Raw genomic sequence first — 26,981 nt, forward strand, 5'->3', positions numbered from 1 at the left:
AAACAATAAAAAAGCGCCCCTAAGGGCGCTTTTTATTGTTTCTGCTACGAAGTAGCTAGCGTGCGACGCTTGGTGACCATGCGGAAGGCTTCGATGATATCGCCCTCTTTCCATGCTGAGAACTTCGTAAGGGAGATACCGCACTCAAATCCAGAGGCAACCTCCTTCGCATCATCCTTAACCCGACGCAGCGAATCAAGTACGGCTGAATGTATAACCTCATTGCCACGTTTGACACGGACATTGCAGTTGCGGATCAGCTTGCCATTCTGGACATAGCAACCAGCCACAGCACCCTTACCAATCGTAAAGATGGCGCGGACTTCAGCCTGACCAAGGTATTCTTCGACCATTTCAGGATCGAGTAAACCTTCCATTGCGTCTTGGATATCTTCCAAGAGCTTATAGATGACGTTGTAATCACGGAAGTCAACACCAAGGTCATCAGCAGCCTGTCTTGCACCTGGAGCCATCGTTGTATTGAAACCAAGTACAACAGCCGAACTTGCCGCCGCTAAGCTGATATCGTTTTCGGTGATTTCACCAGGAGCTGATAGTAGGATACGCAATTGGACTTCGCGTTGAGGTAGTTGAGCCAAAGAACCAAGAATTGCTTCGAGGGAACCTTGAACATCTGCCTTGAGAATAATATTGAGTTCCTTGAGATCGCCTTCTTTGACTTTTTCCGACAAAGTACCAAGGGTGACTCGACGTGAAGCCATGGCTTGTACCAAGCGGGCTTGACGTTGATCCATTGTGCGTTGATCGGCGATCGCACGAGCTTGCTTTTCATCAAGGTAGACTTCAAACTCATCACCCGCCGCAGGGACATCGCCAAGACCAAGGACTTCCACCGCAAAGGATGGCGAAGCCTTATCGACACGTACACCGCGATCGTCCACCATGGCACGTACCTTACCAAAGGCAGCACCAGCCACGAAGATATCGCCAACATGCAATGTCCCGTTTTGAACTAGCAATGTTGCTACGGGTCCCTTCGCCTTATCGAGGTGAGCTTCGATGACAGTACCCTTAGCAGTACGGTTAGGGTTCGCTTGTAAGTCTTCAACTTCAGCAACCAGCAAGATCATTTCCAACAAGGTATCAAGGTTCTCGCGACGGATCGCACTCACAGGAACCATGATTGTGTCACCGCCCCATTCTTCAGCAACGAGAGCATATTCAGTTAACTCTTGGCGAATGCGATCGGGCTGAGCCTCAACCTTGTCCACCTTATTAATGGCAACAACAATTGGTACTTTAGCTGCCCGAGCATGGCTAATTGCTTCAATGGTTTGAGGTTGTACACCATCATCGGCGGCTACAACCAGTACGGCAATGTCAGTGACCTTCGTACCACGCGCACGCATGGCAGTAAAGGCTTCGTGACCAGGAGTGTCAAGGAAGACGATCTGTTGTTTCTGACCATTATGCTCAACATCAACATGATATGCACCGATATGTTGAGTAATACCACCCGCTTCTCCTTGAGCAACTTTACTCTTCCGAATTGCATCAAGTAGGGTCGTTTTACCATGGTCAACATGTCCCATGATCGTAACTACAGGAGGACGACGTTGCAGTTTATCAAGGTCACCAACCTCGATCATTTCGGTCTTGAGCGCTAGTTCAACAACTTCAGGATCGTGGACTTCGTAGCCCAACTCTGCAGCCACCATTTTGGCAGTGCCCACGTCGAGGGTTTGGTTAATATTCGCCATGATCCCCTTCATAAATAGGGTGCGAATCACTTCTGTCTCAGAAAGTACTAGGCGCTTAGCTAGTACGGCGACGGTCATGCCCTCTTCGATTTCCACTGAGGTAGGCTTTTCGGGAATAACTTCGACTTGTTGATGACGGCGATCGCGACTTGGTGCAGATTTTTTACCCTTTTGAGTTGGTTTAATATCGGCAGCCATGGTTGGTTTTGATGGCACAGTTATGGCTTTAGGTCGTGCAGTTGGACGCGCCAAAGACAGACTGATTTGTGCTAACTCAGCAGCAGCCTCAAGATCAGCGGCATCATCATCATCGTCATCAAAATCACGCAGATAGCGCTTAGGCTTATTCAGGCGATTCTTTTCTTTAAGCTCTAATAAATCCTTTTCTTCTTCTTCCTTAGACTTACCTTTACGCTTACTTGACTTGTTCGGTAGAGTAGGCTTTTCCAAAAGTTCAGGCAATACAGGATTAAAGCCACCTGCAACCTCAGGTTTTTTGCCAGTTTTGTCAGCAATTACTGGCTTCTCAGGCGCACGCATTAAAGTGGGCATTGGAGGGCGCAGGTTGTGTGGTGGCTCTGTTGGTGCGGTGATCCCTCGTTCGATTAGTACTGAGTCCTTGACTAATTTGGGACCACGACCTTGAGGTCTACCGTTAGTAGGAGCCACAGGTTGCTCAACAGGCTTGTTCAGTTTTGGCTTTTCAGGCTTGTTTACCCTAACTGTTTCTGGATGTGTTTCGTGTTTGACCTGATGATCGGAGCGGTCTTGCTCAGACTTACTCTGATTGGCTTTTGCCGAAATTCTTGACTCATCTGAAGGCTTTGCGGTTGGTGGTTTAGGCGCAATAACTGCTTTAGGTGCAACAGATACAGGAGGTTTGGGGCGCTCTGGTGCTACAGGCTTATTCAATTTGACTTGAGGTGGTGACACACTTACTAAAGCTTGTTTCGGCGCAAGTGGACGTTCAGCTTTTTCTGCTTGCGGACGTTCAGACCTTGGATTTTCTTTACGGGGGTGTTCTTTGGGTGCTTGTTTGGATTGGTTTACCCTTGCTGCGATCACTGGCTCCTCAACTGAGTTTTTTGCAGGAATCGATACAGCAGCCTTTTCTGGTGATTTGGGTGCAGTTGGCGGCGCAATTAATTCTATTTTTGATTCTGATGGCGATGCTGGCTGAGAGTCTTTGATCGCTTGGGGATTTACTGGTGAGGTCAATTCTGTTTCTGATATTAATTCAATTTTGGGCGCAGGAGCAGTTTCGGACTGTTCGCCTTCTGAGACGGAAGGACGACTAGGAGGCTTAACTAATGAAGAAGCAGAGGGCATGGGCAAGGGAGGGTTGATAACAGCAGTTTTAGCAGGAGGTTCTGAGCTAGGCTCAGTGATCGCATTAGATGAGTTAAGAGGCGGATGCAGTGGAGGCGTAGCTCCTACATTACCAGAGACAGGCGGAGTATTGAGACGAATTGTGGGCTTGGTAACAGCAAGAATTTGTTGCTTGGCAATACGAGCATCGGATTCTTTGGTCTTCGCCACAGCAATTGCTTTCTTTTCAGAAGTTTTGGGATCGGTCGTTTTGGGATAATGTTGAGGGGCTTTGATGCGTACCAATTCCGCCTCTGATTCTGTAATTGTACTACTATGACTTTTGACAACTATATTTAATTTCTCACACACCGCGATGACATCTTTGGTGTCGAGATCTAGCTCTCGCGAGAGTTCATATAGTCGAACTCGATTGCTTATACTCATTGCTCACTCTGCCCTGCGTAACTGTTGTACACGATGAAATTGAATTTACATAGAAGTTGCTTCCTGTCTTTTGCTAGGTTGAATTACATTAGCTGAATTACATTGACCATAGTTAATCTTAGAAGCGCCTAGCTATTCCTGTTGAACAGGCTAGCGAGTATGTTTCAATTTTTAGATGAAACTACTATAGCTATTATTACTCATACAATCTAGTAATATGAGAAGTCAGATAATTTGGCTCACAAATCCTTGGCAAAATCTCACCCAGTTTACTAGCTCTTGTACATTACCCCTAAACACAGTTTTTGAGAAGAGATTTTTTATGTAAGCATTACCTTGTGTTAATTACAGAGCCGAATATTAAGAAAGTCATGCTTTGTAGGAATTCCTCAATATATTTAACTGAATTTAACCGACTAAGTAGGTTTTTTAAAGCTCTGTAAATTTATTAGCGCTTTTACAGTTGTTTACATTAGTTTACTTTAATGTAGGATCGGATCGTCTCGCAGTGTTCTGCCCCCATTGTTTTGATATCTATGACCAACGTACCTGTCTCTCGTATTCGTAACTTTTCGATTATTGCCCATATTGATCATGGCAAGTCTACACTTGCCGATCGCTTGTTGCAATTTACAGGCACGGTGGCGGATCGGGATATGAAGGCTCAATTTCTAGACAATATGGATCTGGAACGAGAGCGGGGGATCACCATTAAGCTGCAAGCAGCAAGAATGAATTATCAGGCTCTTAATGGTGATGAGTATACGATTAACTTGATTGACACTCCCGGACATGTGGACTTTTCCTATGAAGTATCACGCAGTTTGGCGGCTTGTGAAGGGGCTTTGCTGGTGGTTGATGCGTCGCAGGGGGTAGAAGCTCAGACTCTGGCTAATGTGTATTTAGCCTTAGCCAACGATTTAGAAATTGTGCCTGTATTAAACAAGATCGATTTACCAGGAGCTGATCCCGATCGCATTGCCCATGAAATTGAAGAATTAATTGGCTTAGATTGTGCGGACGCAATTCATGCATCGGCAAAACAAGGGATTGGGATTCGCGAGATTCTTGAGGCGATCGTTTTAAGAGTACCCGCTCCGAAGGATACGGTCGATCAGCCTTTAAGAGCTTTGATCTTTGACAGTTATTACGATGCCTATCGGGGGGTAATTGTTTATTTTCGGGTGATGGATGGCACGGTCAAAAAAGGTGATCGCGTCAAATTCATGGCTTCGGGGCAGGAATATGTAATTGACGAGCTAGGGGTCTTAGCCCCAGGACAGATCCAAGTTGATGAATTACATGCGGGTGAAGTAGGCTATCTGGCGGCGGCGATCAAGATGGTTGCCCATGCGCGGGTTGGGGACACGATTACTTCGGCGATCGACTCGGCTCCAGAACCTTTCCCAGGGTATGAAGAAGCTAAGCCGATGGTTTTCTGCGGCATGTTTCCCACTGATGCCGATCAGTTTGAAGAATTGCGCGAAGCTTTGACGAAGCTCAAGCTCAACGATGCGTCTTTAAACTATGAGCCAGAGACCTCGAACGCGATGGGCTTCGGCTTTCGATGCGGATTTTTGGGGATGCTGCACATGGAAATCGTGCAAGAGCGTCTGGAACGTGAATATAATCTCGATTTGATTGTGACTGCGCCATCGGTAATTTATCGGGTGACGACTAATAACGATGAGATCTTAATGATTGATAATCCCAGTGAGTTACCGCCACCCAATTCAAGGAAACAGATCGAGGAGCCATATGTGAAGTTGGAGATCATGACTCCGCAAATTTACATTGGTACGTTGATGGAGTTGTGCGTGGCTAGACGTGGCGTATTTGTCGATACGAAGTACATCACTACGGAACGGGCTACTTTAATTTATGAGTTGCCATTAGCCGAAATGGTGACCGATTTCTTTGATCAGATGAAGTCACGCACTAAGGGATACGCCAGCATGGAATATCAAATTATTGGCTACCGTCCTAATGATCTGGTACTAGTGGATATTCTCGTCAACGAAGAACCTGTCGATGCCTTGGCTTGCATTGTGCATCGTGACAAGTCCTATAACGTCGGTCGGGCGCTAGTATCTAAGCTCAGAGAATTAATTCCTAAGCAACAGTTCCAGATTCCTATCCAAGCGGCGATCGGTTCAAAGATTTTGGCGCGGGAGAATATTTCGGCTTTACGCAAGAATGTGCTCAGTAAGTGTTACGGCGGGGACATTTCTCGGAAGAAAAAACTTTTAGAGAAGCAGAAAAAGGGTAAAAAACGGATGAAGTCGATTGGTACGGTGGAAGTACCACAAGCCGCATTTATGGCGATCTTGCAACTGAACGGCGATTAACAAAAAAGGAGCGCATCGCGCTCCTTTTTTGTTCTTTTTTGTTTTTTATACGAAGATTAGCGATCGCTCGGCGGCGATGACTTCACCGATGCGATTAGTGACAAAGCCTTGGGACTGGAAATAGGCGATCGCCTCATCAGCTCTAGCGGGATCAACGACTACTGCCATACCAATACCCATATTAAAAGTATTGAACATATCTACTTCGGGAACTTCACCCTCAGACTGAAGCCATTGGAACAGCGTAGGAATCTGCCAACTATCACGGAAAATCTGCACGGCTTGACCTTCACCGAGGCAACGGGGGAGGTTTTCAGGTAAGCCGCCACCTGTGATATGTGCAAGCCCGTGAATGCCAAAATTTGCTTTTAGGGCTGCTAAAACTGGTTTGACATAAATTTGTGTGGGCGTGAGAAACACCTCAGCTAAGGTCAAATCTTGAGTATCGATGGAGATTTCTAGCTTATCGTCCCATTTATAGCCTTTAGTTTCGATGATTTTGCGAACAAGGCTATAGCCATTGCTATGGATGCCCGAACTCGCCAAACCAATGACCACATCGCCAATATTGACCTGTGTGCCATTGAGCATTTCTGACTTTTCGGCGATCGCTACACAAAAACCCGCCGCATCATATTCGCCCACACCATAAAACCCCGGCATCTCCGCCGTTTCGCCGCCAAGCAAGGCACAACCTGCCATCTGACAACCATCAGCAATGCCCTTAACTACTTCAGCAAGTTGATCGGGTTCCAGCTTGCCTGTTGCTAAATAATCTAAGAAAAATAATGGCTCTGCACCAGAGGTAAGCACATCATTTACGCACATTGCTACTAAGTCAATGCCGATGGTGTCGTGTTTATTGGCTGCTTGAGCAATTTTTAGCTTTGTACCAACGCCGTCTGTACCTGAAACGAGAACGGGTTGTCGATAACCTGTGGGCAGTTCAAAACATCCACCAAAGCCGCCAAGATCGCCTAATACCCCTAGACGATGGGTTCTGGCGACGGAATCGCGAATTTTTTCCACGAAAGTGCGACCTGCTTCGATGTCTACACCCGCTTGACGATAATCCAAAACTTCTAACTCCCAATCTGCTCAATTAAACTTTTAGATTGGTGGTTTGCACAAATCTAAAACAACTTACTGCTTGCCTAATTCATCAGCCCGATGGGTTGCCGCAAGCACGGCTTCTATCATAGCGGAACGCAAGCCCGCTTTTTCTAACTGAGCGATCGCTGCAATGGTTGTGCCCGCAGGACTGGTGACTTGATCTTTTAATTGAGCAGGATGTAACTTCGTTTCAGTTAATAATTGTGCGGTTCCTAAAACCGTTTGTGTGGCTAATTGCATGGCGATCGCCCTTGGCAATCCTGCTGCTACGCCCCCATCTGCCATTGCTTCAACCATGAGCGCAACATAAGCGGGCCCAGAGCCTGATAAACCTGTGACTGCATTCATCAGTGATTCGGCAACTTCGACGACTGTACCAACCGCCCCAAAAATTTTTCGCACAGCATCTAACTGTGCCTTAGTTACTAGCGCATTTGCGGCGATTGCCGTTACGCCTGCACCCACTTGCGCTGGTGTATTGGGCATAGTTCGGATAATTGGTTTAGAGGGAAACATCACCTCTAGTTGCGCCAAAGTTACACCAGCTAAAATTGACACAATGCAATTAGCGGGAGCATTTGCTAAACCAATGGCAGCCGCATTGAGTGATTGTGGTTTAACAGCAAGAAGCATAATCTCTGCTTCCGCAGCCACTAGATTATTTGGTGTAACTTGCACCCCATACTTTTTTTCTAAGAGAGTGCGACGCTCTGGCATCGGGTCGCTGACGCAGACATCGGATGGCAGGTAAAGGTTACTAGCGATCAGGCGAGACAAAATTGCCTCACCCATTACACCGCCACCGATAATACTGAGTTGAGCTTTCAAAGATTCACCAATAACCTAGATATTATTGAGCGAAACGGCTAACAGGTGCTTCGGCAGCCCATGCTGGAGCAGGTGCTGCGGTAGGACGTACCACGCGAGGCTGAGGCATAGGTGCTTCGTTCAATACTGAAGACTGTGATGTGACTTGAACACAAGAAGGTGCAAACAGGAAGATGCTGTCGCCAATACGTTCTTGATGACCGTCAAGGGCATAAGTACCACCAGCAACAAAGTCAACTGCACGCTGAGCTTGATCGGGGTCCATCATCGTCAAGTTCAGTACAACTGATTTGCGTTCACGTAATGCTTGGATGGCTTGAGGCATTTCTTCAAAAGTGCGAGGCTCCATCACCATTACTTGGGACAGACCATTTGCAGCACCAGGCATACCAATTACATTGCTCATGTTTTCAGAAGTTGCTCTTAAAGCAGTGGGACGTTCACGGGTGCGGCGAGTTTGTGGCTCTTCAGGTTCTGGAGCGATCGCGCCATTATCTTCTTGGTAAATGTCTTGGTATTCACGGCTTGAGGCTTCATCGTACTCATATTCGTACTCTTGTGCTTCAGTCAAACCAACAAAATCCTTGAGCTTTGTAAAAATTCCCATCGTAATTAACTCCTAGTGTGTGCTCCTCAGTTTTGGCTTAAAACCTCAACATCATACTTCTAGACTAGATGAGGAGTGCGATCTAATAAAGCAGTCTTAAAAAATAAGGCAAAGAGTTGCTTTGTCTAGTTGTGCTAAGTTGCCTTTACTGTCCAAAACAGTATTGACAAAATATTTACTCGCAGACTGTAACCGATAACAGGCAAAAAAGCTAGATAGAGTTATTAACTTTTTTTAATACGACAAAACACGACTTTTATTTGACAAAGCCTTGTAGTACATAGGACTTAACTACTTAAGTAAACTAGTTACTTACGAGGAAATCTTTTTGATATTTAACAAGTTTTTAATAATTAGGTAAACTTGATTGCTATCAAGGGCTTTGCTAAACAAATTTGTTTTTGCTAAGAGTGTCTATGTGAGTCTAAATGATGATAATTGGACAATGTGATATCACCATAAAAACTTAGTTAGGCATAGTCTTTCTTAAAAGCTTTTCGTATTAGTCTTTACAAAAGACAAAAGCAATAACATCAAAATAGTTAGTAATACTCATGGGCAATTTCTGATTTTGGGACATCAGTATTGTTGGTTGAAATTAAAGTATTCTAGAATACAAAAATTGAACAATTTATTGTATTTATAGAAATAATTTCTAACTATCTCCATCAGGATTAGCTAAATTCTCAACTTTATTGAGAAAAACTATTTGGTTTAGAACGCTAAACTTATAACAGGTTTGTGCATCTCTGGCAAGCAGAAAAAATCCAATATCTGTAAGGTGGCGCTTCGCGCCGCCTTACAGGTAAACTACAGAGCAAAAATTTGGCTGCCAATGCGAATGATCGAAGCACCTGCTTTGATAGCGATCGCATAGTCGGCGGACATACCCATTGATAGTTCTTGGATATTTGCCCAGCCTAGCGATCGCATTTTTATTGCTAGTTCAGCAACATTGCTAAAAACGTCATAGGCTTGAGACTCATCTAAGCCAAAGGGCAGAATTGACATTAGTCCAACGATATTAAGATTTTGTAATTTTGCTAATTTGGGTAAATCTGCTAAAAGTTCTGATTCTGACCACCCTGACTTATTGGGGTCTTCGGCTAGTTTGACCTGTAATAACAACTTAGGCGATTTTCCAAGTTCAGATATGAGGTGATCGCATTGTTCGGCGAGACTCAGACGATCAATCGAATGAATCCAATCAAATTGGCTGATGGCTTGTTTGGCTTTGTTACTTTGCAAAGATCCGATCATGTGCCATGTGATATCAGTTAAATCTGCTAACTCTGTTTGCTTGATTTTTGCCTCCTGTACACGCGATTCGGCAAAGTCACGCACACCTGCATTGTAAGCCGCGCGGATTGCCTCTGTCGTCGTGTATTTGCTGACAGCAACTAGTTTTACCTGCGGTGGAAGATTGACCCGAATTTGATTTAGGCGATTGGCGATCTTTGGGGCGATCGCTTCAGAATTAACTTCAGACATAACTTTGATGGTAATAAAAATCCAGATCTAAAACCTCTAGCCCACGTGCAGCGTGGACTAGAAGTTTTAGGTTTTGTCTACTTACTCATTAGAGCAAACCTCAGGCAATAAATGAGCAAATAAGCGCAGACTCGTACTTTTCCATGAGGATCACTTTATTATGGGGATTGTCTAGCACTTTATATGCAGCTTTTTGTATGACTGCTCCTGCCAGTACAGATGCCAAATCTCAACGCGATCGCCAGCTTTCTCTCAAGATATTGCTGATAGTTCCCTTTGTGACTCAAGTGATTGCGGCTGTAGGAATTACGGGATGGTTATCGGTACAGAATGGACGGGAGGCAACTCAAGAACTAGCTCCTCAAATTGGACAGGAAGTAACCAATACGATTGAAGCTCATGTGCGAGGTTACTTTGATGCTCCTTTAGAAATTTTGCAAGCTCACGGGGCTATGGCAAAAGCGGGCTATTTGAATTTTGAGAATTTAAACAGTGTCGATAAATTATTTTGGCAACAGATGCGCCAAGCTCAAAGTTTATATTTTTTCTATGCTGCCAATCCTCAAGGGCAATTTCTCGGTGTGGAGAGGCGAGAAGGTAATGCTTTGGTGTTGCATCGATCTTCTTCGCCGAATTTAGCTGCTCCACTGCAAAAAATAATCTATCGCTTAGATAATGCTGGTAAAGCTCTTAACCAAATTGAAGTAAATATTTACGATCCTCGTGATCGCCCTTGGTATAAGGGAGCAGTTAAGGCTCGTCAAACAGTCTGGAGTCCTATTTATCCATTTGTAGCACGTCCGATTTTAGGAATTACGGCTTCTTTGCCGATTTATAGTGAGTCTGGTAACTTGCGCGGAGTCATTGCGATCGACTTAACGCTCTCTCAAATAGGGGATTTTCTAAGACAGCTAAAAATTGCTAAAACAGGGCAAGCATTTATTCTGGAACCATCAGGGGATATCGTTGCCACATCAACTTCGGAAGCGCCTTATATTTCCATAGATCAAAAACAACAGCGCATTCATGCTAGTAAAAGCCAAAATTCATTATTACGTCTAGTCTTTCAAAATATTCAACAAAAATATCCTAACTCTTCTAGTATTCCTAATCATCAGCAACTACAAATGGAATGGGAAGGTGCAACTCAATACGTCCAGATTACGAGATTACGCAATGATCAGGGGCTGGACTGGCTGATGATTGTGGCAGTATCTGAAGAAGACTTTCGCGATCGCATTAATATCAACACGCGCAATACGATTGTCTTATGTGCTTTAGCTCTAGTTTTTGCTAGCTTAACAGGCTTCTATACATCGAAATGGATTGCCAAACCCGTAGAGAAGTTAATTGATGCTTCGCATTTGCTCGCAAATCTATCTGCCTCAGCTGATCTTGCCACTGGTCAACCCTATCACCCCATCGAAACTGCTAATGTGCGAGAGCTATCAATTCTGGCGGATTCTTTCAATCAAATGGCGCAACAGTTACAGATTTCTTTTATGGCGCTTGCTCAAAGTAAAGAGGAATTGGAAATCCGTGTAGAACAACGTACTGCTGATTTGAAAACCAGTGAAATCAAATATCGCACCCTTGTTGAGGCAGCCAATTGCATTATTTTGCGTATTAATACAGTCGGTACTATCAAATTTATTAATGAATATGGTTTAACTTTCTTCGGCTTTCAGAAGGAAGATGAAATGGTGGGCAGAAATATTAGTGGCACGATTGTGAAAGGTAGTGATGACACAACTATTTCTGATTTGCTCAGTTGGATGAAGGATCGTAATAATTCCCATCAGATATCGATGTTTCAAGAAAGTCAAAATATTCGTAGTGATGGAGAGCAGGTATGGATATCTTGGTCAAATCGTCCAATTTTAGATGATTCAGGAAAATTGGTAGAAATTCTCTCTATTGGGGTTGATATTACGGAACGGAAGAGAATTGAGTCTACTCTTGAAGAGTTTGTGAGTTTGCAAAGAGCTACCTTTGAGTCGATCGCTGATGGTGTGGTTGCAGTGGATCGGATGGGGCATGTCAATAGTTATAACCAGCGCTTTGTTGATATGTTTGGACTATCGTTAGAGGTTTTATCGATACCTGACTCTGACCTGAGATTAGAGTTTCTATCGGAAAAGATGCTCGATCCTCAAGACTTTATGAGGCGATCGCAGGAGTTTTATCGCCATCCTGAACGCGAAAGTTATGATTTGTTAGAGCTGATTGATGGCAGAGTTTTGGAACGCTATTCCCGTCCTCAAAGACTTGGTAATCAGATCATCGGTAGGGTCTGGAGTTTTCAGGATATTACGGCTCGTGTGAGAGCTGAGCAAGCTCTTGAAGAACAAAAAACCTATTTGCGATTAATCATTGATAGCATTCCCCAACAAATTTTTTGGAAAGATACAAATCTGGTGTTTAGGGGATGTAATAAAAATTGGGCGATGTATGCTCAACTGGAGACTCCAGAAAGTGTGGTGGGTAAGACTGATTACGATCTGATTAGTAATCCAGACTTGGCAAATATGTTTCGGAAACATGATCAGCAAATTATGGAATCGAATATTCCTGAAATGCATGTGATTCAGCGCAAACTCAATCCAGATAAGTCTGGAAAATCAATATGGCTAGATATTAGCAAGCTCCCAATTATTGATGCAGAGGGCAAAACGATCGGGATTTTGGGGGTGCTTGATGATATTACTGAACGTAAGATGGCGGAAGAAGCTCTCAATGCTGAGCAGGAGAAATCAGAAAAATTATTATTAAACATTTTGCCTAAGCCGATCGCCGATCGCCTAAAACAATTTCATGGTGTCATTGCGGATAGTTTTGAGTCTGTTACGGTTCTCTTTGCCGATCTGGTGAGCTTTACGCGAATGTCTTCTGAACTCTCGCCTCAGGATTTGGTGGATCTCCTCAATCTCATTTTTTCGACGTTCGATACACTTTGTGAAGCCTACGGACTAGAGAAAATCAAGACCATCGGTGATGCTTATATGGTAGCGGGTGGTATTCCGATTCCTACGGAAAAACATGCGGAGGCGATTGCTTGTATGGCTTTAGATATGGTTGATAAAGTTGCTGAACTCCGTGATTTGACAGGTAGACCATTACAAATTCGGGTTGGTATCCATACGGGTGCGGTAATTGCAGGGGTGATCGGTACGCAAAAGTTTATTTACGATCTCTGGGGTGACACAGTGAATGTGGCAAGTCGGATGGAGTCTCACAGTGAGGTTGGCAAAATTCAGGTGACTGCTGCCACCTATGAACTGCTCAAGCATAAATTTGATTTGGTCGAACGGGGGGCGATCGAGGTTAAGGGGAAAGGACTCATGCAAACCTATTGGCTTACCTCAAAATTATAGCCAAAAAAGTTTTGCTCAGGACATAAAGACCTGATAAATGAAGGTGGCGCTCTGCAACACCTTCATTACTAAGGACAAGATGATGATCGCGGTAGATAAGCAAAATAATTCCGATGATGTCAAGGTAACTTCACTATGAATTTAGATGAATTGGCTTTAGGGATGGTGCTTAGAGGGGTTTTGCCCGATCGCACGGTCACGATTGTTAGTATTTCGCGTTATGGCACTGAAGCCGTTGACATTACCTATAAGGACTCTTTGGGTGCATTAGGAAATGAGTTGCTCTATAGAGATCGTGAGTCTGAGCTAGAAATTGTTCAAGTCGGTCATCAGTGGAGCTTTGATGGCGATGGCGCTTTGCTAAGACTTGTTTCTGAAGCATACAGAATTCACTTAGCGCATCTGTTCGATCCTCTTCTGGCTGTGCATACATCTTTAGTAGAGCCGCTTCCCCATCAGATTACGGCGGTGTATGGCGAAATGCTCTCACGTCAGCCTTTGAGATTTTTACTTGCCGATGACCCTGGGGCGGGAAAGACAATCATGGCAGGATTGCTGATTCGTGAGTTATTGATGCGTGGAGACTTACATCGTTGTTTGATTGTTTGCCCTGGGAGTTTAGCAACGCAGTGGCAGGATGAACTATTTACTAAGTTTCATCTCCCGTTCGAGATTCTCTCAAATGATCGCATTGCAACAGCAAGAACAGGAAACGCTCTAGCAGAGATGCCTCTGGTAATTGCGAGGCTTGATAAGCTCAGTCGCAATGAGGATTTGCAGGCAAAACTAGCGCAGACTGACTGGGATTTAGTGGTCTGTGATGAAGCCCATAAGATGTCCGCATCTTTTTTTGGTGGAGAAGTTAAGGAAACTAAGCGATATAAATTAGGTAAGCAGTTATCACAAGTCGCTCGACATTTTTTGCTAATGACGGCAACGCCTCACAATGGTCGAGAGGAAGATTTTCAATTATTTATGGCGCTACTGGATGGCGATCGCTTTGAGGGAAAATTTCGTGAGGGAGTCCATGCCAGTGATGTCTCTGATCTGATGCGTCGCTTTGTTAAAGAAGATATGCTCAAATTTGATGGTAAGCCCCTATTCCCAGAGCGACGCGCTTATACCGTGAGTTATCAACTATCGGCATTAGAAGAAAGTCTTTATCGTCAGGTGACTGATTATGTGCGGGATGAATTTAATCGTGTTGATGCTTTGGAAAATGAAGGGCGAAAGGGTACGGTTGGTTTTGCGCTGGCAATTTTGCAGCGTCGTTTAGCATCTTCACCAGAGGCAATTTATCAGTCGATTAAGCGGAGACGGGAGCGACTCCAAAAGCGTTTGCAAGAAGAAGAACTGCGAAGGCAATATCCGTCAATAGTTCTCTCTAAGTTAGATGCTGTAGATCGTGATATCGATCCAGATGACTTGGAAAATGACATGGAGGACTTTGCGGCGGATGAACGGGAGATGACCGAAGAGGAGTTAGTCGATCTGGCTTCGGCATCGCGGACGATCGCCGAGTTGCAGGCAGAAATAGCCAAACTTAAAGAACTGGAAGAACTAGCGGCTAGAGTGCGGCGCAGTGGGACAGATCGCAAGTGGGAAGAATTATCGGGTTTGTTGCAGGACTGTACTGAAATGTTTGATGCTGGTGGCTATCGCCGCAAGTTGGTGATCTTTACCGAGCATCGCGATACGCTCAACTATCTTGTCGATCGCGTTAGTACCTTACTCGGTCGCACCGATGCTGTGGTCACTATTCACGGAGCGATCGGTCGAGAGGAGCGCAAAAAAGCGGAACAGGCATTTAAACAAGATGTGGCTGTCCAAGTGTTGATCGCCACGGATGCGGCGGGAGAGGGGATTAATTTACAAAGGGCGCATCTCATGGTGAATTATGACTTGCCTTGGAATCCTAATCGTCTAGAGCAGCGCTTCGGACGTATTCATCGGATTGGACAGACAGAGGTTTGCCATTTGTGGAATTTGGTGGCGGCGGAAACCCGTGAAGGTAGTGTTTATGCGACTTTGCTCAAAAAAATTGAAGCGGAACAGGAAGCCTTGGGCGGTAAGGTGTTTGATGTATTAGGAAAAGCGATCGCAGGTGCAGAGCTGCGAGATTTAATGATTCAGGCTATTCGGTATGGCGATCGCCCTGACATTCGGGAAAAGCTCAATCAGGCAGTGGTCGATAAGCTCGATCAGCAAAGACTGCGTGACCTGTTAGAAGAGAGAGCCTTAGCCCATGATTCGATGGATGCTTCTAGGTTGCAGCGTATCCGTGAAGATATGGAACGAATGGAAGCCCGTAAACTTCAGCCGCACTTTATAGCGGAGTTCTTCCTGAGAGCTTTTACGGATTTAGGCGGCAGCATTCGTCAGCGTGAACCCCTTCGCTATGAAATTACCCACGTACCTGCGAGTATTCGTAACCGTAGTCAGCAAGTGGGGTTGGGTGAACCTGTGGGCAGAAGTTATGAGCGTATTTGTTTTGCTAAGGATTTAATTAATGTGTCTGGGAAACCCATAGCTACTTTTGTTTGTCCTGGGCATCCTTTACTTAATAGTGTTATTTCTTTGTTGATGGAGCAGAATCGTGATTTGCTCAAACAGGGGGCAGTATTAGTAGATGAAACTAGTACGAACCAGAATCCGCGTGTGCTGGTTTACCTAGAGCATTCAATTCAGGATGCGCGAACAAATGCTGATGGGAGTAGGCGCGTAGTCTCTCGGCGTATGCACTATGTGGAGATTGATGCTGAAGGACATACTCAAGATGCAGGATATGCTCCTTATTTGGATTATCGACCCTTGCGAGAGGATGAGCAATCGCAGATGCCGACACTTTTGGCTCAATATACGTTCTCTCAAGAAATTGAATCGAAGGCGATTGGCTATGCGATCGCCCATTTAGTACCACAGCATTTTGCCGAAATTCGCGATCGCCGTGAGAAGTTGATCGACAAAACGATCGCTGCGGTAAAAGAACGACTAGCTAAAGAAATCAGCCATTGGGATCGACGGGCAAATGAGTTGAGCGCCCAAGAATTGGCTGGCAAACCCAATGCGAAGCTCAACTCCGCAAGGGCAAGACAGAGGGCAGACGATCTAGAAGCGCGAATGAAAAAACGGTTAGACGAACTTGCTCAAGAGCGACAACTAACACGCTTACCGCCAATTGTGGTGGGCAGTGCCTTAATTATTCCTGCGTCAGTGTTTACGCCGCCAAGCATTGTCGAGAATTTGGAGAAGGAAGATCTGAGCGATCGCCTCAATGTTTCTAACCATGTTTCTAACTATGAAGCGCGTCGCCGCGTGGAGTTAAGGGCAATGGCGGCAGTGATGGCACAGGAAGTACAGCTCGGTTTTAAACCTGTCGATGTCAGCGATCGCCGTTGTGGCTATGATATTGAGTCCTATGTGGGGGATGGACGCTTGCGATTGCTTGAGGTTAAGGGCAGGGTTGAGGGGGCAGATACGGTGACAGTGACTAAAAATGAGATTTTAGTTGCATTGAATAAGCCAGAGAGTTACTTGTTAGCGATGGTCAAAGTGCCACAAGATGAGGATGCTCTCTGTGCTGTGCGTTATGTTCAGCAGCCATTTCAAAGAGAGCCAGATTTTGGGTCGATTAGCGTAAACTATAGTTGGCAAGAGCTATGGGCAAAGGGTCAGGAATTCTAGATTTGGTAAGACTGATCGCATAGGAGTTAACAGGATGGCAACATTAGTACGGATTGCTCAGATTGAGACTTTGCAGGGTCAAACTACGGTTTTGCATGATATTGATTGGCAGCAATTTGAGGCGATTCTAGAAGATTTGGGAGAAAAACGCGCATCGCGGATTGCTTATTTTGATGGTGTATTGGAGATTCAGATGCCTTTGCCTGAGCATGAAGCGGATAAGGAATTGATTGGCGACTTGATTAAGATGCTATTTGCCTATCTCTTAATGGATTACGAGTGCTATGGTTCGACGACTTTTAAGAAGCAAAGTATGCCTGCGGGGATTGAGCCAGACAACTGCTTTTATGTGCAGAATCATCATTTGATGATTGGCAAGACGCGCTTAGATTTGGCGGTTGATCCACCACCAGATTTGGCGATCGAGGTGGATCTGACTTCTCGGACTGCGAGATCTGCTTATGTGGCTTTGGGTGTGCCTGAAATATGGCAGTATGCCGATCGCCAGTTAAGAATTTTTCGATTGCAAGATGGGGACTATGTTGAGTCGCTGGATAGTGCGATTTTCCCGCAATGCCAAGTTACAACAGCGATTAATCGTTGTTTAGAAATTTGTCGCACAAAAGGAAGAGGGGCAGCATTGCGAGAACTTCAGGCATGGATGGGGCAAAATCTAAAGTAATTATTGCTCTACTAAGTTGATGTCTTTTTGGGCTTGTTTTGAAAATAAAATTGTGTAAGCCATTATCCAAACACTTGCTGCATGGTTAAAGCTTCGCCTTTTCGATATTCTTGTCGTGCTGACTCAACTTGATCTAAGAGGTCAGGAACTTGCAGGAGAGCGTTTGTTTCGATTAATGAATCATCGTCACTTTGATTGTTGAGATTAAATGCCAAAAATTCAACAAAGGCTAATGCTTGCTTTTGCTGCTCGATGGGGAGTTGCTGCACGGTGTTGACTACTTTTTCTAAGATGGTCATAGATTTAAGCTTTTATTCTCTTGTTGTCTAGTCTAGATCATAGTCATATCAAAACCAGAATAGGGTGAGGCGGCGCAAAGTGCTGTATGTTGTGAAATTTGTGAGATAATGCCAAAAATCGCAAGCAATCTTGCATTTACATCGATGAGTTCTGCTAAGAACTGGTTACAGAAAAATTAATCGTCATGACTTACAAAAAGAAACTCATCGAGGTTTCATTACGACTAGAGGCGATTAATAAAGAATCGGCGCGGGAGAAGTCAATTCGGCATGGGCATCCTAGCACTTTGCATTTGTGGTGGGCGCGGCGACCTTTGGCAGCTTGTCGGGCGGTGTTGTTTGCTTCGTTGGTAGATGATCCTTCGAGTTTACCTGATGAGTTTCCGACTGAGGATGAGCAGAATATTGAGCGATTAAGGTTATTTGGGATTATTGAGCGTTTGGTGAAGTGGGAGAATATCAATAATCAGGATGTTTTGAATGAAGCAAGGGCAGAAATTCTCAAAAGTACTGATAAGAATTTATTGCCTGTATATAATTTTATGTAATCTAAATGATGATAAAAGAATGAAAAATCTAGTTCTTAGCAATCGTTCAAATTTAGAAAGAGATCATTATATTAGAAAAGCAGATCCTAGTAATAACTATTGGTTTGATTTTTCCTTATCCAAGCTCAAAAAATACAAAGAAACATTTGGCAATAACTTCTCTATAATCCTAGCTGGAAATCAAGATTTAGAGGGTGACTTTTATGTGATTCCATTTGTTGTAGTTGCTGATTTATTTACTGAAGAATATTTATCTAATGATAAAAATGGAAAAACTAGATGGGTAGGAATTATCAGAGGACACGAGATTAAGGTTAATAACTGTAACTATACAAAAGATATTAGTCTTTTTTATGGAAATCCTCTGTTCCTCAATAATCAATATGATCTAATTAATACTGACACAAAAATTGATGAATTAAATGAATATGCTATTCAAAACAGAAGGATAGAAGTAAATTCTCGTCAAAAACAATCACTGTTTAGAAAAAGAGTCCTTGAGAATTTTCAAGGAAAATGTTGTTTAACTGGTATTCCTGAGAGCAATTTCTTGAGAGCAAGTCATATTATTCCATGGTCTCATGGAATCTCTAGCCGTCTAGATCCTTCTAATGGATTATCACTATCTGTAACTTACGACCATCTATTTGATCAGGGTTATATTGGTTTTGATCCATCTCTTAAAGTGATAATCACTCCACAATTTCAAAATTTCAGTCTTCCTTTTCAAGACATTTTAGTTAAAATCAATCAAATGCAAGCGAGTCTACCGCTTATCCATTCAATTAATCAGGAATATCTTGAATATCATCGAAACAAAATTTTGATTAGATGAACACTAATTTTGATTTCAAAATACCTAAATTGCATCTTCATCGCAAAGGTTGGACACAACTAGCCCTCGACTACAACAGCCTCGTCATCTCATGGCAAGCGATCGTGCAACTAGCCAGCGCCGAGAAAAAGCCCACCACCGAACAAGGCAATTTATTTAATATTTGATTTAAAACTGTCTGGCAAATCAAAAAGGCTTAGGACTTTAACTTTAGGAGGCAATAGACAGAGCTATGAAAATCACCCTTGATATACCTCAAATCGACTTAGAGAAATTAATTGCACCAGCGATCGCTGAGCCGCGTATCCCTCTCTATGGCATTACTTGGCAGCAATATGAAAACTTTATTGAGATGTTTTCTGGACATCAAAACCTACATCTAACCTATCTGCAAGGAGTTTTAGAAATCGTGACGCTTTCGCCAGAGCATGAAATGCTGAAAACCCTAATCGCAAGGCTTTTATATATCTATGCCGATGCTCTGGATATTGACCTCTTTAGCTGTGGTTCCACTACATGCAAATCTCAATCAACCAATCGCGGACTAGAACCCGATGAAAGCTTTTGTATTGGCGATCGCAAACAATTCCCAGACCTAGCGATCGAAGTAACCGTCACCAGTGGCGGTATCAACAAACTCGAAATTTATCAAGGTTTACAGATTCCCGAAGTTTGGTTTTATCAGCGCGATCGCTTTACCCTCTATCGCATTAAACAAGACGGTACTGGCTATACAGAGATTACTCAAAGTCAAATTTTTCCTAATCTAGACCTAAACCTCATGGCGCAATATATCCGCCCCGATCGCGAACCTGAAATGGTCAGGGCATGGCGTAAGTTCATTAAGAGCAACGAAATATAAATAAAATATAAAAAAGAAAAAAGCATGATGATTGCTAACCTTCACTCCCCTATCCTGTCTCCCGCCGAATATCTGGCATGGGAAGCCGAGCAAGATACAAAACACGAATACGAAAACGGCAAAATCATCGCTATGACAGGCGGCACAATTCCCCATAGCCAAATTTCTGCCAATCTTGCTGCCCTGCTCATTCCCCATCTGCGGGGCAAAGGTTGCAAAGTCGCCATCAGCGATGCCAAAGTCACCACCCCATCAGGCAAATACTACTATCCCGATCTCATTGTCACCTGTGACGATCGCGATCGCTTTGCGCGGGACTTTTTGCAATACCCCACGATCATTGTCGAAGTGCTGTCACCTGCCACCGAAGCCCGCGATCGCGGCATCAAACAGCAACACTATATGCTGATCGAAACTCTACAAACCTACATTCTGATCACACCAGATCGACCCAGAATTGAGATCTATCAGCGCCGTAGTGACTTAGCTTGGGAATATCTATCCATCGCGATCGAGCCAACAGACTTAGAAGATAAAAATACAACTAACGATCCACTCATTCAGATCACCAGCCTAGACCTAACCTTTCCCATCTCCGTTCTTTACGAAAATATTAATTTCCCTTCTGAACCTAACGACCTATAACAATTTCACTCTCATCTAAATTAATCTGTTAATCAAACCTATGGCAATTAGCAATCAAGAACGTATCGGTCGCGCCCTCAAATATCTCAAAGAAGGACTATATCCTTTCATCGAACGCGAGATGAAAAGCGCCTATCGTACTGATTGGCTAACTGCTGCTAAAGCATCTGTTGACCCAGATCCAAATCTCAAGCGTACACTCGAAGAAATTCTGCAAGAAGATCCTGCGGCTCAACTAAAGCTACTCGATCGCCAATGGAACGAAGTATTTAGAAAAATCCTCAGCAAAACCGATCGCTCTATCGTTAATGAACTAATTGCCACCCGCAATAATTGGGCGCATGGCTCTAGCTCTGTGTCTACCGAAGATGCCTATCGCGCCCTCGATAGCGTTGCCCGTTTGCTCGATTCTATCGGTGCAGCAGAGCAATCTGAGGCGATCGCTAAGCAACTCTATGAACTGATGCGGCAAAGATACGAAGAACAAGCCCGTCGTGAAACCAGAAAAGCAACCGCAGCGATCGAAGGTTCACCCCAACAAGGGCTGAAAACTTGGCGAGAAATTGTCACTCCCCACCCTGATATTGCATCTGGACGCTACCAACAAGCCGAATTTGCCGCCGATCTGTGGCAAGTTTATCTTGATGAAGGCTCCGATGAATATCGCCTCCCCACCGAATTTTTTCGCCGTACTTACATTACGGAAGGACTCAAGCAACTACTCACCAATGCCCTCAATCGCTTATCTGGCAATGGCGGCGATCCTGTAATCGAGTTACAAACTAACTTCGGTGGTGGTAAAACCCATGCCCTGCTTGCGCTTTATCATCTCTGCTGTGCGCGATCGACTCAAGACTTACCAGGATCTGAGCCAGTATTTGCCGCAGCCGAAGTCAAAGAACCGCCCGAAAATATCAACATTGCCGTAATTGCGGGTAATAAAATCTCTCCTGGACAAAGACACACTAAAAACGATGGCACGGTCGTACATACCCTCTGGGGCGAAATTGCTTGGCAATTGGGAGGTAAAGAAGGCTATGAAATGGTACGTTCCTCTGATGAGACGGCGACTAACCCTGGGGATAATCTCAAGTTACTATTCAATCGTTATGCTCCATGCCTGATTTTGGTTGATGAATGGGTTTCCTATGCCCGTCAATTGCACAATCGCGAAGATTTAATTTCAGGTAGTTTTGACACTCACTTCACGTTTGCCCAAACCCTAAGCGAATCTGCCAAAAATGCCGATCGCACTTTACTTGTAGTCAGTATCCCCTCATCGGATATTGAAATTGGTGGCGATTACGGACAAGCAGCACTGGATAGACTCAAAAATGCGATCGGGCGAGTAGAATCGCCTTGGCGACCCGCAAGTGCAGAGGAGAGCTTTGAAATCGTCCGACGACGACTCTTTCAACCGATCGCTGACCCTGCCCTATTTGTGGCGCGAGATGCAGTTGTGCGAACCTTCTCCGAAATGTATCGCAGTCAAGCACAAGAATTTCCTACTGAATGCCGCGAAGCCAACTATGAGCGCCGACTCAAAGAAGCCTACCCCATTCATCCCGAACTATTCGATCGCCTTTACAGTGATTGGTCAACTCTCGACAAGTTCCAGCGCACTCGCGGTGTCTTGAGACTGATGGCTAAAGTGATTCATTCTCTCTGGGAACGAGACGATCGCAGTTTGATGATTTTGCCTTCCAGTGTTCCTCTTGACGATCCGTTAGTTCAGTCCGAACTAACTCGCTATCTTGAAGACAACTGGGTTCCCATCATTGAAAAAGATGTCGATGGTGCTAATTCTTTACCTGCTGCTTGCGATCGGGATAATCCCAACTTAGGGCGATATTCTGCTTGTCGGCGTGTCACCCGCACGATCTATCTTGGTTCTGCTCCAACATTAAGAGCAGCAAATCGAGGCATTCAAGATCGCCACATCAAACTAGGTTGCGTCCAACCAGGTGAATCGCCAGCTACTTTTGGCGATGCTTTACGCCGTCTTACCGATAGCGCTACCTACATCTATGTTGATGAAAGCGGACGCTACTGGATTTCTACTCAACCCAATGTCACCCGCACCGCTAGCGATCGCGCCACTCGCATCTTGTCATCTGAGCCAGAACGCATCCATACAGAAATCGTGCGCCGACTCAAAAGCGACAAAAACAAGGGTGAATTTGCTGGCATCCACATTGCTCCTGAAAGCTCTGCCGATATTCCAGATGATTCCAGTATGGGTGTTCGTCTAGTTGTGTTGTCTCCAAACTTTCCCTATAGCAATAAGGCAACTAATAGTGAAGCTTATAGTCAAGCTCAGGAAATTTTGAATAAACGTGGTGGCAGCCCACGCTACAACAAAAATTTATTACTGTTTGTGGCTCCAGATAAAAGTAAGCTCTCGGCACTAGAACAATCAACCGCACAGTACCTTGCTTGGAAGTCGATTACCAATGAGCGCGACATCCTCAATCTCGATCCTTTTCAAACTAAACAAGCCGATGCCAAGTGCCAGCAATCCAATGAGTCAGTTGATATTCAGTTAAAAGAAGCCTACCAATGGGCATTAGTCCCTGTCCAACCCGATCCGCAACAAGGAATAACGTGGCAAGAAGTTCGCTTACAAGCTCAAGAGTCCCCTATCCTCAAAGCAAGCCGTAAGCTTTCCCATGACAATTACTTTCTCACTCAATATGCTGCGGCAAACATGAAATTAGAAGCCCTAGATCCCTTTCTGTGGCGAGATGTCAATCATCTCGAAATCAAAAAGCTCTGGAGCTATCTTGCCCAGTACCTCTATCTACCCAAACTGCGCGACGAACAGGTGCTACTACGGGCAATTTCTGAAGGTGTTTCATCGTTACTTTGGCAGGAAAACTTTGCCTATGCCGATGCTTTTGATGAAACCCAACGACGCTATGCGGGGTTGCGGGGTGGTGAAATGAGCTTACTAACTAACTCAACAGGGCTAATCGTTAAACCTGACATAGCTCAAAAACAGTTTGAGGCTGATGAGGCTAAGAGAAAAGAATCTGCAACCAACAAACAGACAACAGACTATCAATACAGCACATCTAGCCAAGGAATTACTAACATCGTCAAAGATGGCAGTTCCAGCACAGCCCAACCAAATCTAAAACCAGAAAATCTGCCACTTCCTCAACCAAAACGTTTTTACGGATCGATCAAACTAAACCCTTTGCGCTGTCAGCGTGACATGGAGCAGGTTACCAAGGAAGTGCTAGAGCATCTAATGAGCTTGGCAAATGCCGAAGTCGAAATCACCTTAGACATTCAAGTGCGATCGCAAGAAGGTATTTCCGATACAGTTATTCGCACCGTTACAGAAAACTGTCGTACCCTCAAATTCAATAGTCAGAGCTTTGAACAGGATTAAATTAGCACCATTTTTATTGCCAGTTTTACTTAACAGACTGGAGTTTAGACTAATTTCATTTGTATAACACCCGATTTTTGCTTACATCCAATCATCATCGTCATCATAGGATACTCGCGTATTGGGACGGCGGCGATCGTCTTCGTCCTTGCCCCGCTTGTTACGGCTGGCAAAACTGCCAATACTTTCGAGGATGCCACCGAAGAGATCGTCATCCTCATCATCGTAATCCTCGTCATCTTCGGCATAGAGTTCCGTTGATAGAGCATATAGCGCTTCCTGCAACTCGGACTGAGCACGATCAATTAGGGCATCATCTTCCTTGGCGATCGCATCTCTCAGTTTTTTAATTGATCCCTCAATTTGTTTGCGACGTTCGTAACTGAGTTTATAGCCATAGTTAAGTGCTAACTCCCTCAGTTGACGCTCGGCTCCCACTGCCAAGTTATCGGCACGGTTAAGTTTCTCGATGCGTTCCCGTTTGGCGCGATCGCGATCGGCAAATTGCTCAGCCTCAGTAACCATGCGCTGTACTTCTTTCTCATCCAAGGTTGAAGCGCCCTTAATCGTGACACGGCGTTCGACACCTGTGCGGCGATCGCTGGCAGTTACTGCCAAAATACCGTCAGTATTTAAGTCAAAGGTGACATCCACCTGAGCCACGCCGCGAGGCTGTGGATCAAGCCCACTTAACTTGAAGCGCCCCAAAGACTTGTTATATTCCGCGAGATCTCGTTCCCCTTGGATCACATGGATTTCCACAGAGGTTTGATTGTCTTCGGCAGTGGTAAATAATTCCATTTTGCGACAAGGGATCGTCGTATTTCTAGGAATTAAGCGTTTGACTACACCGCCCGAAGTTTCGACACCCAAAGATAAAGGTGTGACATCCAGCAGCAACACATCCTTAATTTCGCCCGACAAGATCGCCGCTTGGATTACTGCACCGATCGCCACCACTTCATCGGGATTTACACTTTGGCTAGGCGGCTTACCGATTGCTCTTTCCACCATTTGCTGTACCGCAGGAATCCGCGTCGAGCCACCAACTAAGACCACTTCATCAATCTGGCGCGGACTAATTTGAGCATCACGTAACACGCGATCAAGGGGAATTTGTAAACGCTCTAATAAATCGGCACTTAAACGCTCAAATTGCGATCGCTTTAAACTCGTTTCTAAATGTAAAGGACCTTCAGCCGTCGCCGTAATAAATGGCAAATTAATTTCAGTTACACCTACGGTCGAAAGCTCGATTTTGGCTTTTTCGGCGGCTTCGGTCAGACGTTGTAACGCTTGGCGCTCTTTACGCAGATCGACACCATCGGATTTTAAAAATTCTTCGGCGAGATAATTCACTATTTGGCGATCGAAATCATCGCCGCCTAACTGGGTATCACCCGTTGTTGCCTTGACTTCAAATAAACCATCACTGACCTCTAGGACTGACACATCAAATGTGCCGCCACCAAGGTCAAATACTAAAATTTTCTTGTTGGATTTTTTATCTAATCCATAGGCTAGCGAGGCAGCCGTTGGTTCATTTAAAATTCGTTTAACTTCGATCCCCGCAATTCGACCAGCGTCCTTGGTCGCCTGTCTCTGGGAGTCATTAAAATAAGCAGGAACTGTAATTACCGCACCTGTCACAGGCTCCCCTAGATACCGACTCGCTTCATCGACGAGTTTACGAATTACCATTGCCGAAATTTCTTCAGGCGCAAAATCTTTCTCAAGTCTCGAACTGCGTAACTTGATATTGCCCTGATCGTCACGACGCACTGTATAGGGAACTCGCTTCGTTTCAGCCGAGAGTTCACTATGCTTGCGTCCGATAAACCGCTTGACAGAATAAAAGGTATTGTCAGGATTTAGCACTGCTTGCCGACGTGCCATTTGCCCGACAAGACGCTCGCCATCTTTAGTAAAGCTAACAACGGAGGGAGTGGTGCGGCTACCTTCTGAGTTTGCAATCACTATGGGTTTGCCACCTTCCATAACGGCTACCACAGAGTTTGTCGTACCCAAGTCAATACCTACAATTTTGCCCATGCTTGACGTATATACCTCTTCACTTCCCAAGACTGTTTATTAAACAGCTTAACAATTTTTGATGTTGCTTTACTTTGCTAATATCCTATCTCTAAACATCACGCTTATAGACAAAGGGCTTCTAAGCCCCTTGTCTTTAGATTAGTTGTTTAGCCAAAAACTTTGTTTTTCCAAGTTGTGAGCCCATCGATTAACTCTTTGCGAGTATTGGCAAGTAATAGGTATCGATAGACAAACCATACCGAATAAACAAAGCCAACTAATTCAAAGACGCTAGGCAATATAGGTAATTTATTTAAAAAGCCTAAAAGTTCTGACGTGGCAATCAATACAGGGATAGTAGCAATTATGGCGATCGCTAGGGTGCGATTGGCTTTTTTACCTTCACCAAAGTACTCCTCCCAAAGTTCCTTGATTTGTTTCAAAATATCAAAGCTCACGTTGAGTGAGTCATCTATGGGTGGAGCGGTAGGAGTAGTATCTGTTGTTATAGCTTCAGAAACAGATGTTACTGGCTTGCTTGTTTCTGGGGCTTTGGGAGATTCTTTGTCTGTGTTGGTAGTTTCTACAGTTTCGGCTGGATCTTCTGCGATCGATTCGGTAGTGTTTTCTTTAGGTTCCATAATTTGTTTGATCTTATTGACCAGTCAGTAGGATGGGGAAATTTTAACAATATTTGCTGCGATTTGTTAGGGGATCACTGTAATGAAGTGGCTGCCATCCTCAAAAAAGAGATGGGG

Annotated in this window: 17 protein-coding genes and 1 pseudogene; 10 read left to right on the forward strand and 8 right to left on the reverse strand. The window is 44.5% G+C overall.

All coding sequences use genetic code 11. From position 1 onward, the window contains the following. Positions 1 to 44: 44 nt before the first annotated feature. Positions 45 to 3,476, reverse strand: coding sequence for a translation initiation factor IF-2 (gene infB / locus ABM313_RS22775; protein WP_434685402.1), 3,432 nt, complete (start codon positions 3,474 to 3,476; stop codon positions 45 to 47). Positions 3,477 to 4,012: 536 nt separating this feature from the next. Between infB and lepA the strand changes: the two genes are divergently transcribed. Further along, positions 4,013 to 5,824 carry a translation elongation factor 4 gene (gene lepA, locus ABM313_RS22780; protein WP_434685403.1) on the forward strand — a complete coding sequence of 604 codons (1,812 nt, stop codon included), beginning with the start codon at positions 4,013 to 4,015 and terminating at the stop codon, positions 5,822 to 5,824. 45 nt (positions 5,825 to 5,869) lie between these two features. Here lepA and purM read toward each other — a convergent pair whose 3' ends face one another. From purM to ABM313_RS22800, 4 genes are all read right to left on the reverse strand, one after another. Continuing rightward, on the reverse strand, positions 5,870 to 6,901 hold the full coding sequence (gene purM, locus ABM313_RS22785; RefSeq protein WP_434685404.1) for a phosphoribosylformylglycinamidine cyclo-ligase: 1,032 nt from the start codon (positions 6,899 to 6,901) through the stop codon (positions 5,870 to 5,872). Between the two features lie 66 nt (positions 6,902 to 6,967). Then, the gene (proC, locus tag ABM313_RS22790; protein ID WP_434685405.1) at positions 6,968 to 7,765 is read right to left on the reverse strand and encodes a pyrroline-5-carboxylate reductase; all 798 of its coding nucleotides are present in this window, start codon (positions 7,763 to 7,765) and stop codon (positions 6,968 to 6,970) included. A 22-nt stretch (positions 7,766 to 7,787) separates the two neighbouring features. Further along, positions 7,788 to 8,372 (reverse strand): cell division protein SepF, encoded by a 585-nt coding sequence (locus tag ABM313_RS22795; RefSeq protein WP_434685406.1) that lies wholly within the window; start codon positions 8,370 to 8,372, stop codon positions 7,788 to 7,790. Between the two features lie 810 nt (positions 8,373 to 9,182). After that, entirely contained in the window at positions 9,183 to 9,863 is a 681-nt protein-coding gene (locus ABM313_RS22800; protein WP_434685407.1) for a YggS family pyridoxal phosphate-dependent enzyme, read from the reverse strand. Positions 9,864 to 10,060: 197 nt separating this feature from the next. Between ABM313_RS22800 and ABM313_RS22805 the strand changes: the two genes are divergently transcribed. The 3 genes from ABM313_RS22805 to ABM313_RS22815 all read left to right on the forward strand — a co-directional run bounded on the left by ABM313_RS22805 (position 10,061) and on the right by ABM313_RS22815 (position 17,603). Next, entirely contained in the window at positions 10,061 to 13,237 is a 3,177-nt protein-coding gene (locus tag ABM313_RS22805; RefSeq protein ID WP_434685408.1) for an adenylate/guanylate cyclase domain-containing protein, read from the forward strand. A 135-nt stretch (positions 13,238 to 13,372) separates the two neighbouring features. Further along, the gene (locus ABM313_RS22810) at positions 13,373 to 16,921 is read left to right on the forward strand and encodes a helicase-related protein (protein WP_434685410.1); all 3,549 of its coding nucleotides are present in this window, start codon (positions 13,373 to 13,375) and stop codon (positions 16,919 to 16,921) included. 34 nt (positions 16,922 to 16,955) lie between these two features. Next, the gene (locus ABM313_RS22815) at positions 16,956 to 17,603 is read left to right on the forward strand and encodes a Uma2 family endonuclease (protein ID WP_434685411.1); all 648 of its coding nucleotides are present in this window, start codon (positions 16,956 to 16,958) and stop codon (positions 17,601 to 17,603) included. Between the two features lie 62 nt (positions 17,604 to 17,665). Here the strand turns inward: ABM313_RS22815 and ABM313_RS22820 are convergent, their stop codons facing one another. Next, positions 17,666 to 17,902 carry a hypothetical protein gene (locus tag ABM313_RS22820; protein WP_434685413.1) on the reverse strand — a complete coding sequence of 79 codons (237 nt, stop codon included), beginning with the start codon at positions 17,900 to 17,902 and terminating at the stop codon, positions 17,666 to 17,668. Positions 17,903 to 18,087: 185 nt separating this feature from the next. Between ABM313_RS22820 and ABM313_RS22825 the strand changes: the two are divergent. The 6 genes and pseudogenes from ABM313_RS22825 to ABM313_RS22850 form a co-directional block, all read left to right on the forward strand. Next, positions 18,088 to 18,423 (forward strand): annotated as a pseudogene (locus ABM313_RS22825) (DUF1156 domain-containing protein); the annotation flags it as partial. 46 nt (positions 18,424 to 18,469) lie between these two features. Further along, positions 18,470 to 19,285 carry an HNH endonuclease gene (locus ABM313_RS22830; RefSeq protein ID WP_434685414.1) on the forward strand — a complete coding sequence of 272 codons (816 nt, stop codon included), beginning with the start codon at positions 18,470 to 18,472 and terminating at the stop codon, positions 19,283 to 19,285. Next, positions 19,282 to 19,452 carry a hypothetical protein gene (locus ABM313_RS22835; protein ID WP_434685415.1) on the forward strand — a complete coding sequence of 57 codons (171 nt, stop codon included), beginning with the start codon at positions 19,282 to 19,284 and terminating at the stop codon, positions 19,450 to 19,452. Before ABM313_RS22830 ends, ABM313_RS22835 begins: the two co-directional genes overlap by 4 nt. Positions 19,453 to 19,517: 65 nt before the next feature. Beyond that, positions 19,518 to 20,147 (forward strand): Uma2 family endonuclease, encoded by a 630-nt coding sequence (locus ABM313_RS22840; RefSeq protein ID WP_434685416.1) that lies wholly within the window; start codon positions 19,518 to 19,520, stop codon positions 20,145 to 20,147. A gap of 24 nt (positions 20,148 to 20,171) precedes the next feature. Further along, positions 20,172 to 20,792: a Uma2 family endonuclease gene (locus tag ABM313_RS22845; protein ID WP_434685417.1), complete on the forward strand. Its 621-nt coding sequence runs from the start codon at positions 20,172 to 20,174 to the stop codon at positions 20,790 to 20,792. Between the two features lie 40 nt (positions 20,793 to 20,832). Beyond that, positions 20,833 to 24,189 (forward strand): Swt1 family HEPN domain-containing protein, encoded by a 3,357-nt coding sequence (locus ABM313_RS22850; RefSeq protein WP_434685418.1) that lies wholly within the window; start codon positions 20,833 to 20,835, stop codon positions 24,187 to 24,189. 81 nt (positions 24,190 to 24,270) lie between these two features. Here ABM313_RS22850 and dnaK read toward each other — a convergent pair whose 3' ends face one another. After that, entirely contained in the window at positions 24,271 to 26,241 is a 1,971-nt protein-coding gene (gene dnaK / locus ABM313_RS22855; protein WP_434685420.1) for a molecular chaperone DnaK, read from the reverse strand. Positions 26,242 to 26,390: 149 nt separating this feature from the next. Further along, on the reverse strand, positions 26,391 to 26,864 hold the full coding sequence (locus ABM313_RS22860; RefSeq protein WP_434685421.1) for a CAAD domain-containing protein: 474 nt from the start codon (positions 26,862 to 26,864) through the stop codon (positions 26,391 to 26,393). Positions 26,865 to 26,981 lie beyond the last annotated feature (117 nt).

Source organism: Pseudanabaena minima str. Chao 2107, assembly GCF_051131155.1.
GTDB lineage: Bacteria > Cyanobacteriota > Cyanobacteriia > Pseudanabaenales > Pseudanabaenaceae > Pseudanabaena > Pseudanabaena minima.

Bases quoted from the DNA above. Each gene is read 5' to 3' on its own strand.
- infB (WP_434685402.1), bottom strand. From the start codon at position 3,476: ATGAGTATAAGCAATCGAGTTCGACTATATGAACTCTCGCGAGAGCTA.
- lepA (WP_434685403.1), top strand. From the start codon at position 4,013: ATGACCAACGTACCTGTCTCTCGTATTCGTAACTTTTCGATTATTGCC.
- ABM313_RS22795 (WP_434685406.1), bottom strand. From the start codon at position 8,372: ATGGGAATTTTTACAAAGCTCAAGGATTTTGTTGGTTTGACTGAAGCA.
- ABM313_RS22800 (WP_434685407.1), bottom strand. From the start codon at position 9,863: ATGTCTGAAGTTAATTCTGAAGCGATCGCCCCAAAGATCGCCAATCGC.
- ABM313_RS22805 (WP_434685408.1), top strand. From the start codon at position 10,061: ATGACTGCTCCTGCCAGTACAGATGCCAAATCTCAACGCGATCGCCAG.
- ABM313_RS22810 (WP_434685410.1), top strand. From the start codon at position 13,373: ATGAATTTAGATGAATTGGCTTTAGGGATGGTGCTTAGAGGGGTTTTG.
- ABM313_RS22815 (WP_434685411.1), top strand. From the start codon at position 16,956: ATGGCAACATTAGTACGGATTGCTCAGATTGAGACTTTGCAGGGTCAA.
- ABM313_RS22820 (WP_434685413.1), bottom strand. From the start codon at position 17,902: ATGACCATCTTAGAAAAAGTAGTCAACACCGTGCAGCAACTCCCCATC.
- ABM313_RS22830 (WP_434685414.1), top strand. From the start codon at position 18,470: ATGAAAAATCTAGTTCTTAGCAATCGTTCAAATTTAGAAAGAGATCAT.
- ABM313_RS22835 (WP_434685415.1), top strand. From the start codon at position 19,282: ATGAACACTAATTTTGATTTCAAAATACCTAAATTGCATCTTCATCGC.
- ABM313_RS22840 (WP_434685416.1), top strand. From the start codon at position 19,518: ATGAAAATCACCCTTGATATACCTCAAATCGACTTAGAGAAATTAATT.
- ABM313_RS22845 (WP_434685417.1), top strand. From the start codon at position 20,172: ATGATGATTGCTAACCTTCACTCCCCTATCCTGTCTCCCGCCGAATAT.
- ABM313_RS22850 (WP_434685418.1), top strand. From the start codon at position 20,833: ATGGCAATTAGCAATCAAGAACGTATCGGTCGCGCCCTCAAATATCTC.
- dnaK (WP_434685420.1), bottom strand. From the start codon at position 26,241: ATGGGCAAAATTGTAGGTATTGACTTGGGTACGACAAACTCTGTGGTA.
- ABM313_RS22860 (WP_434685421.1), bottom strand. From the start codon at position 26,864: ATGGAACCTAAAGAAAACACTACCGAATCGATCGCAGAAGATCCAGCC.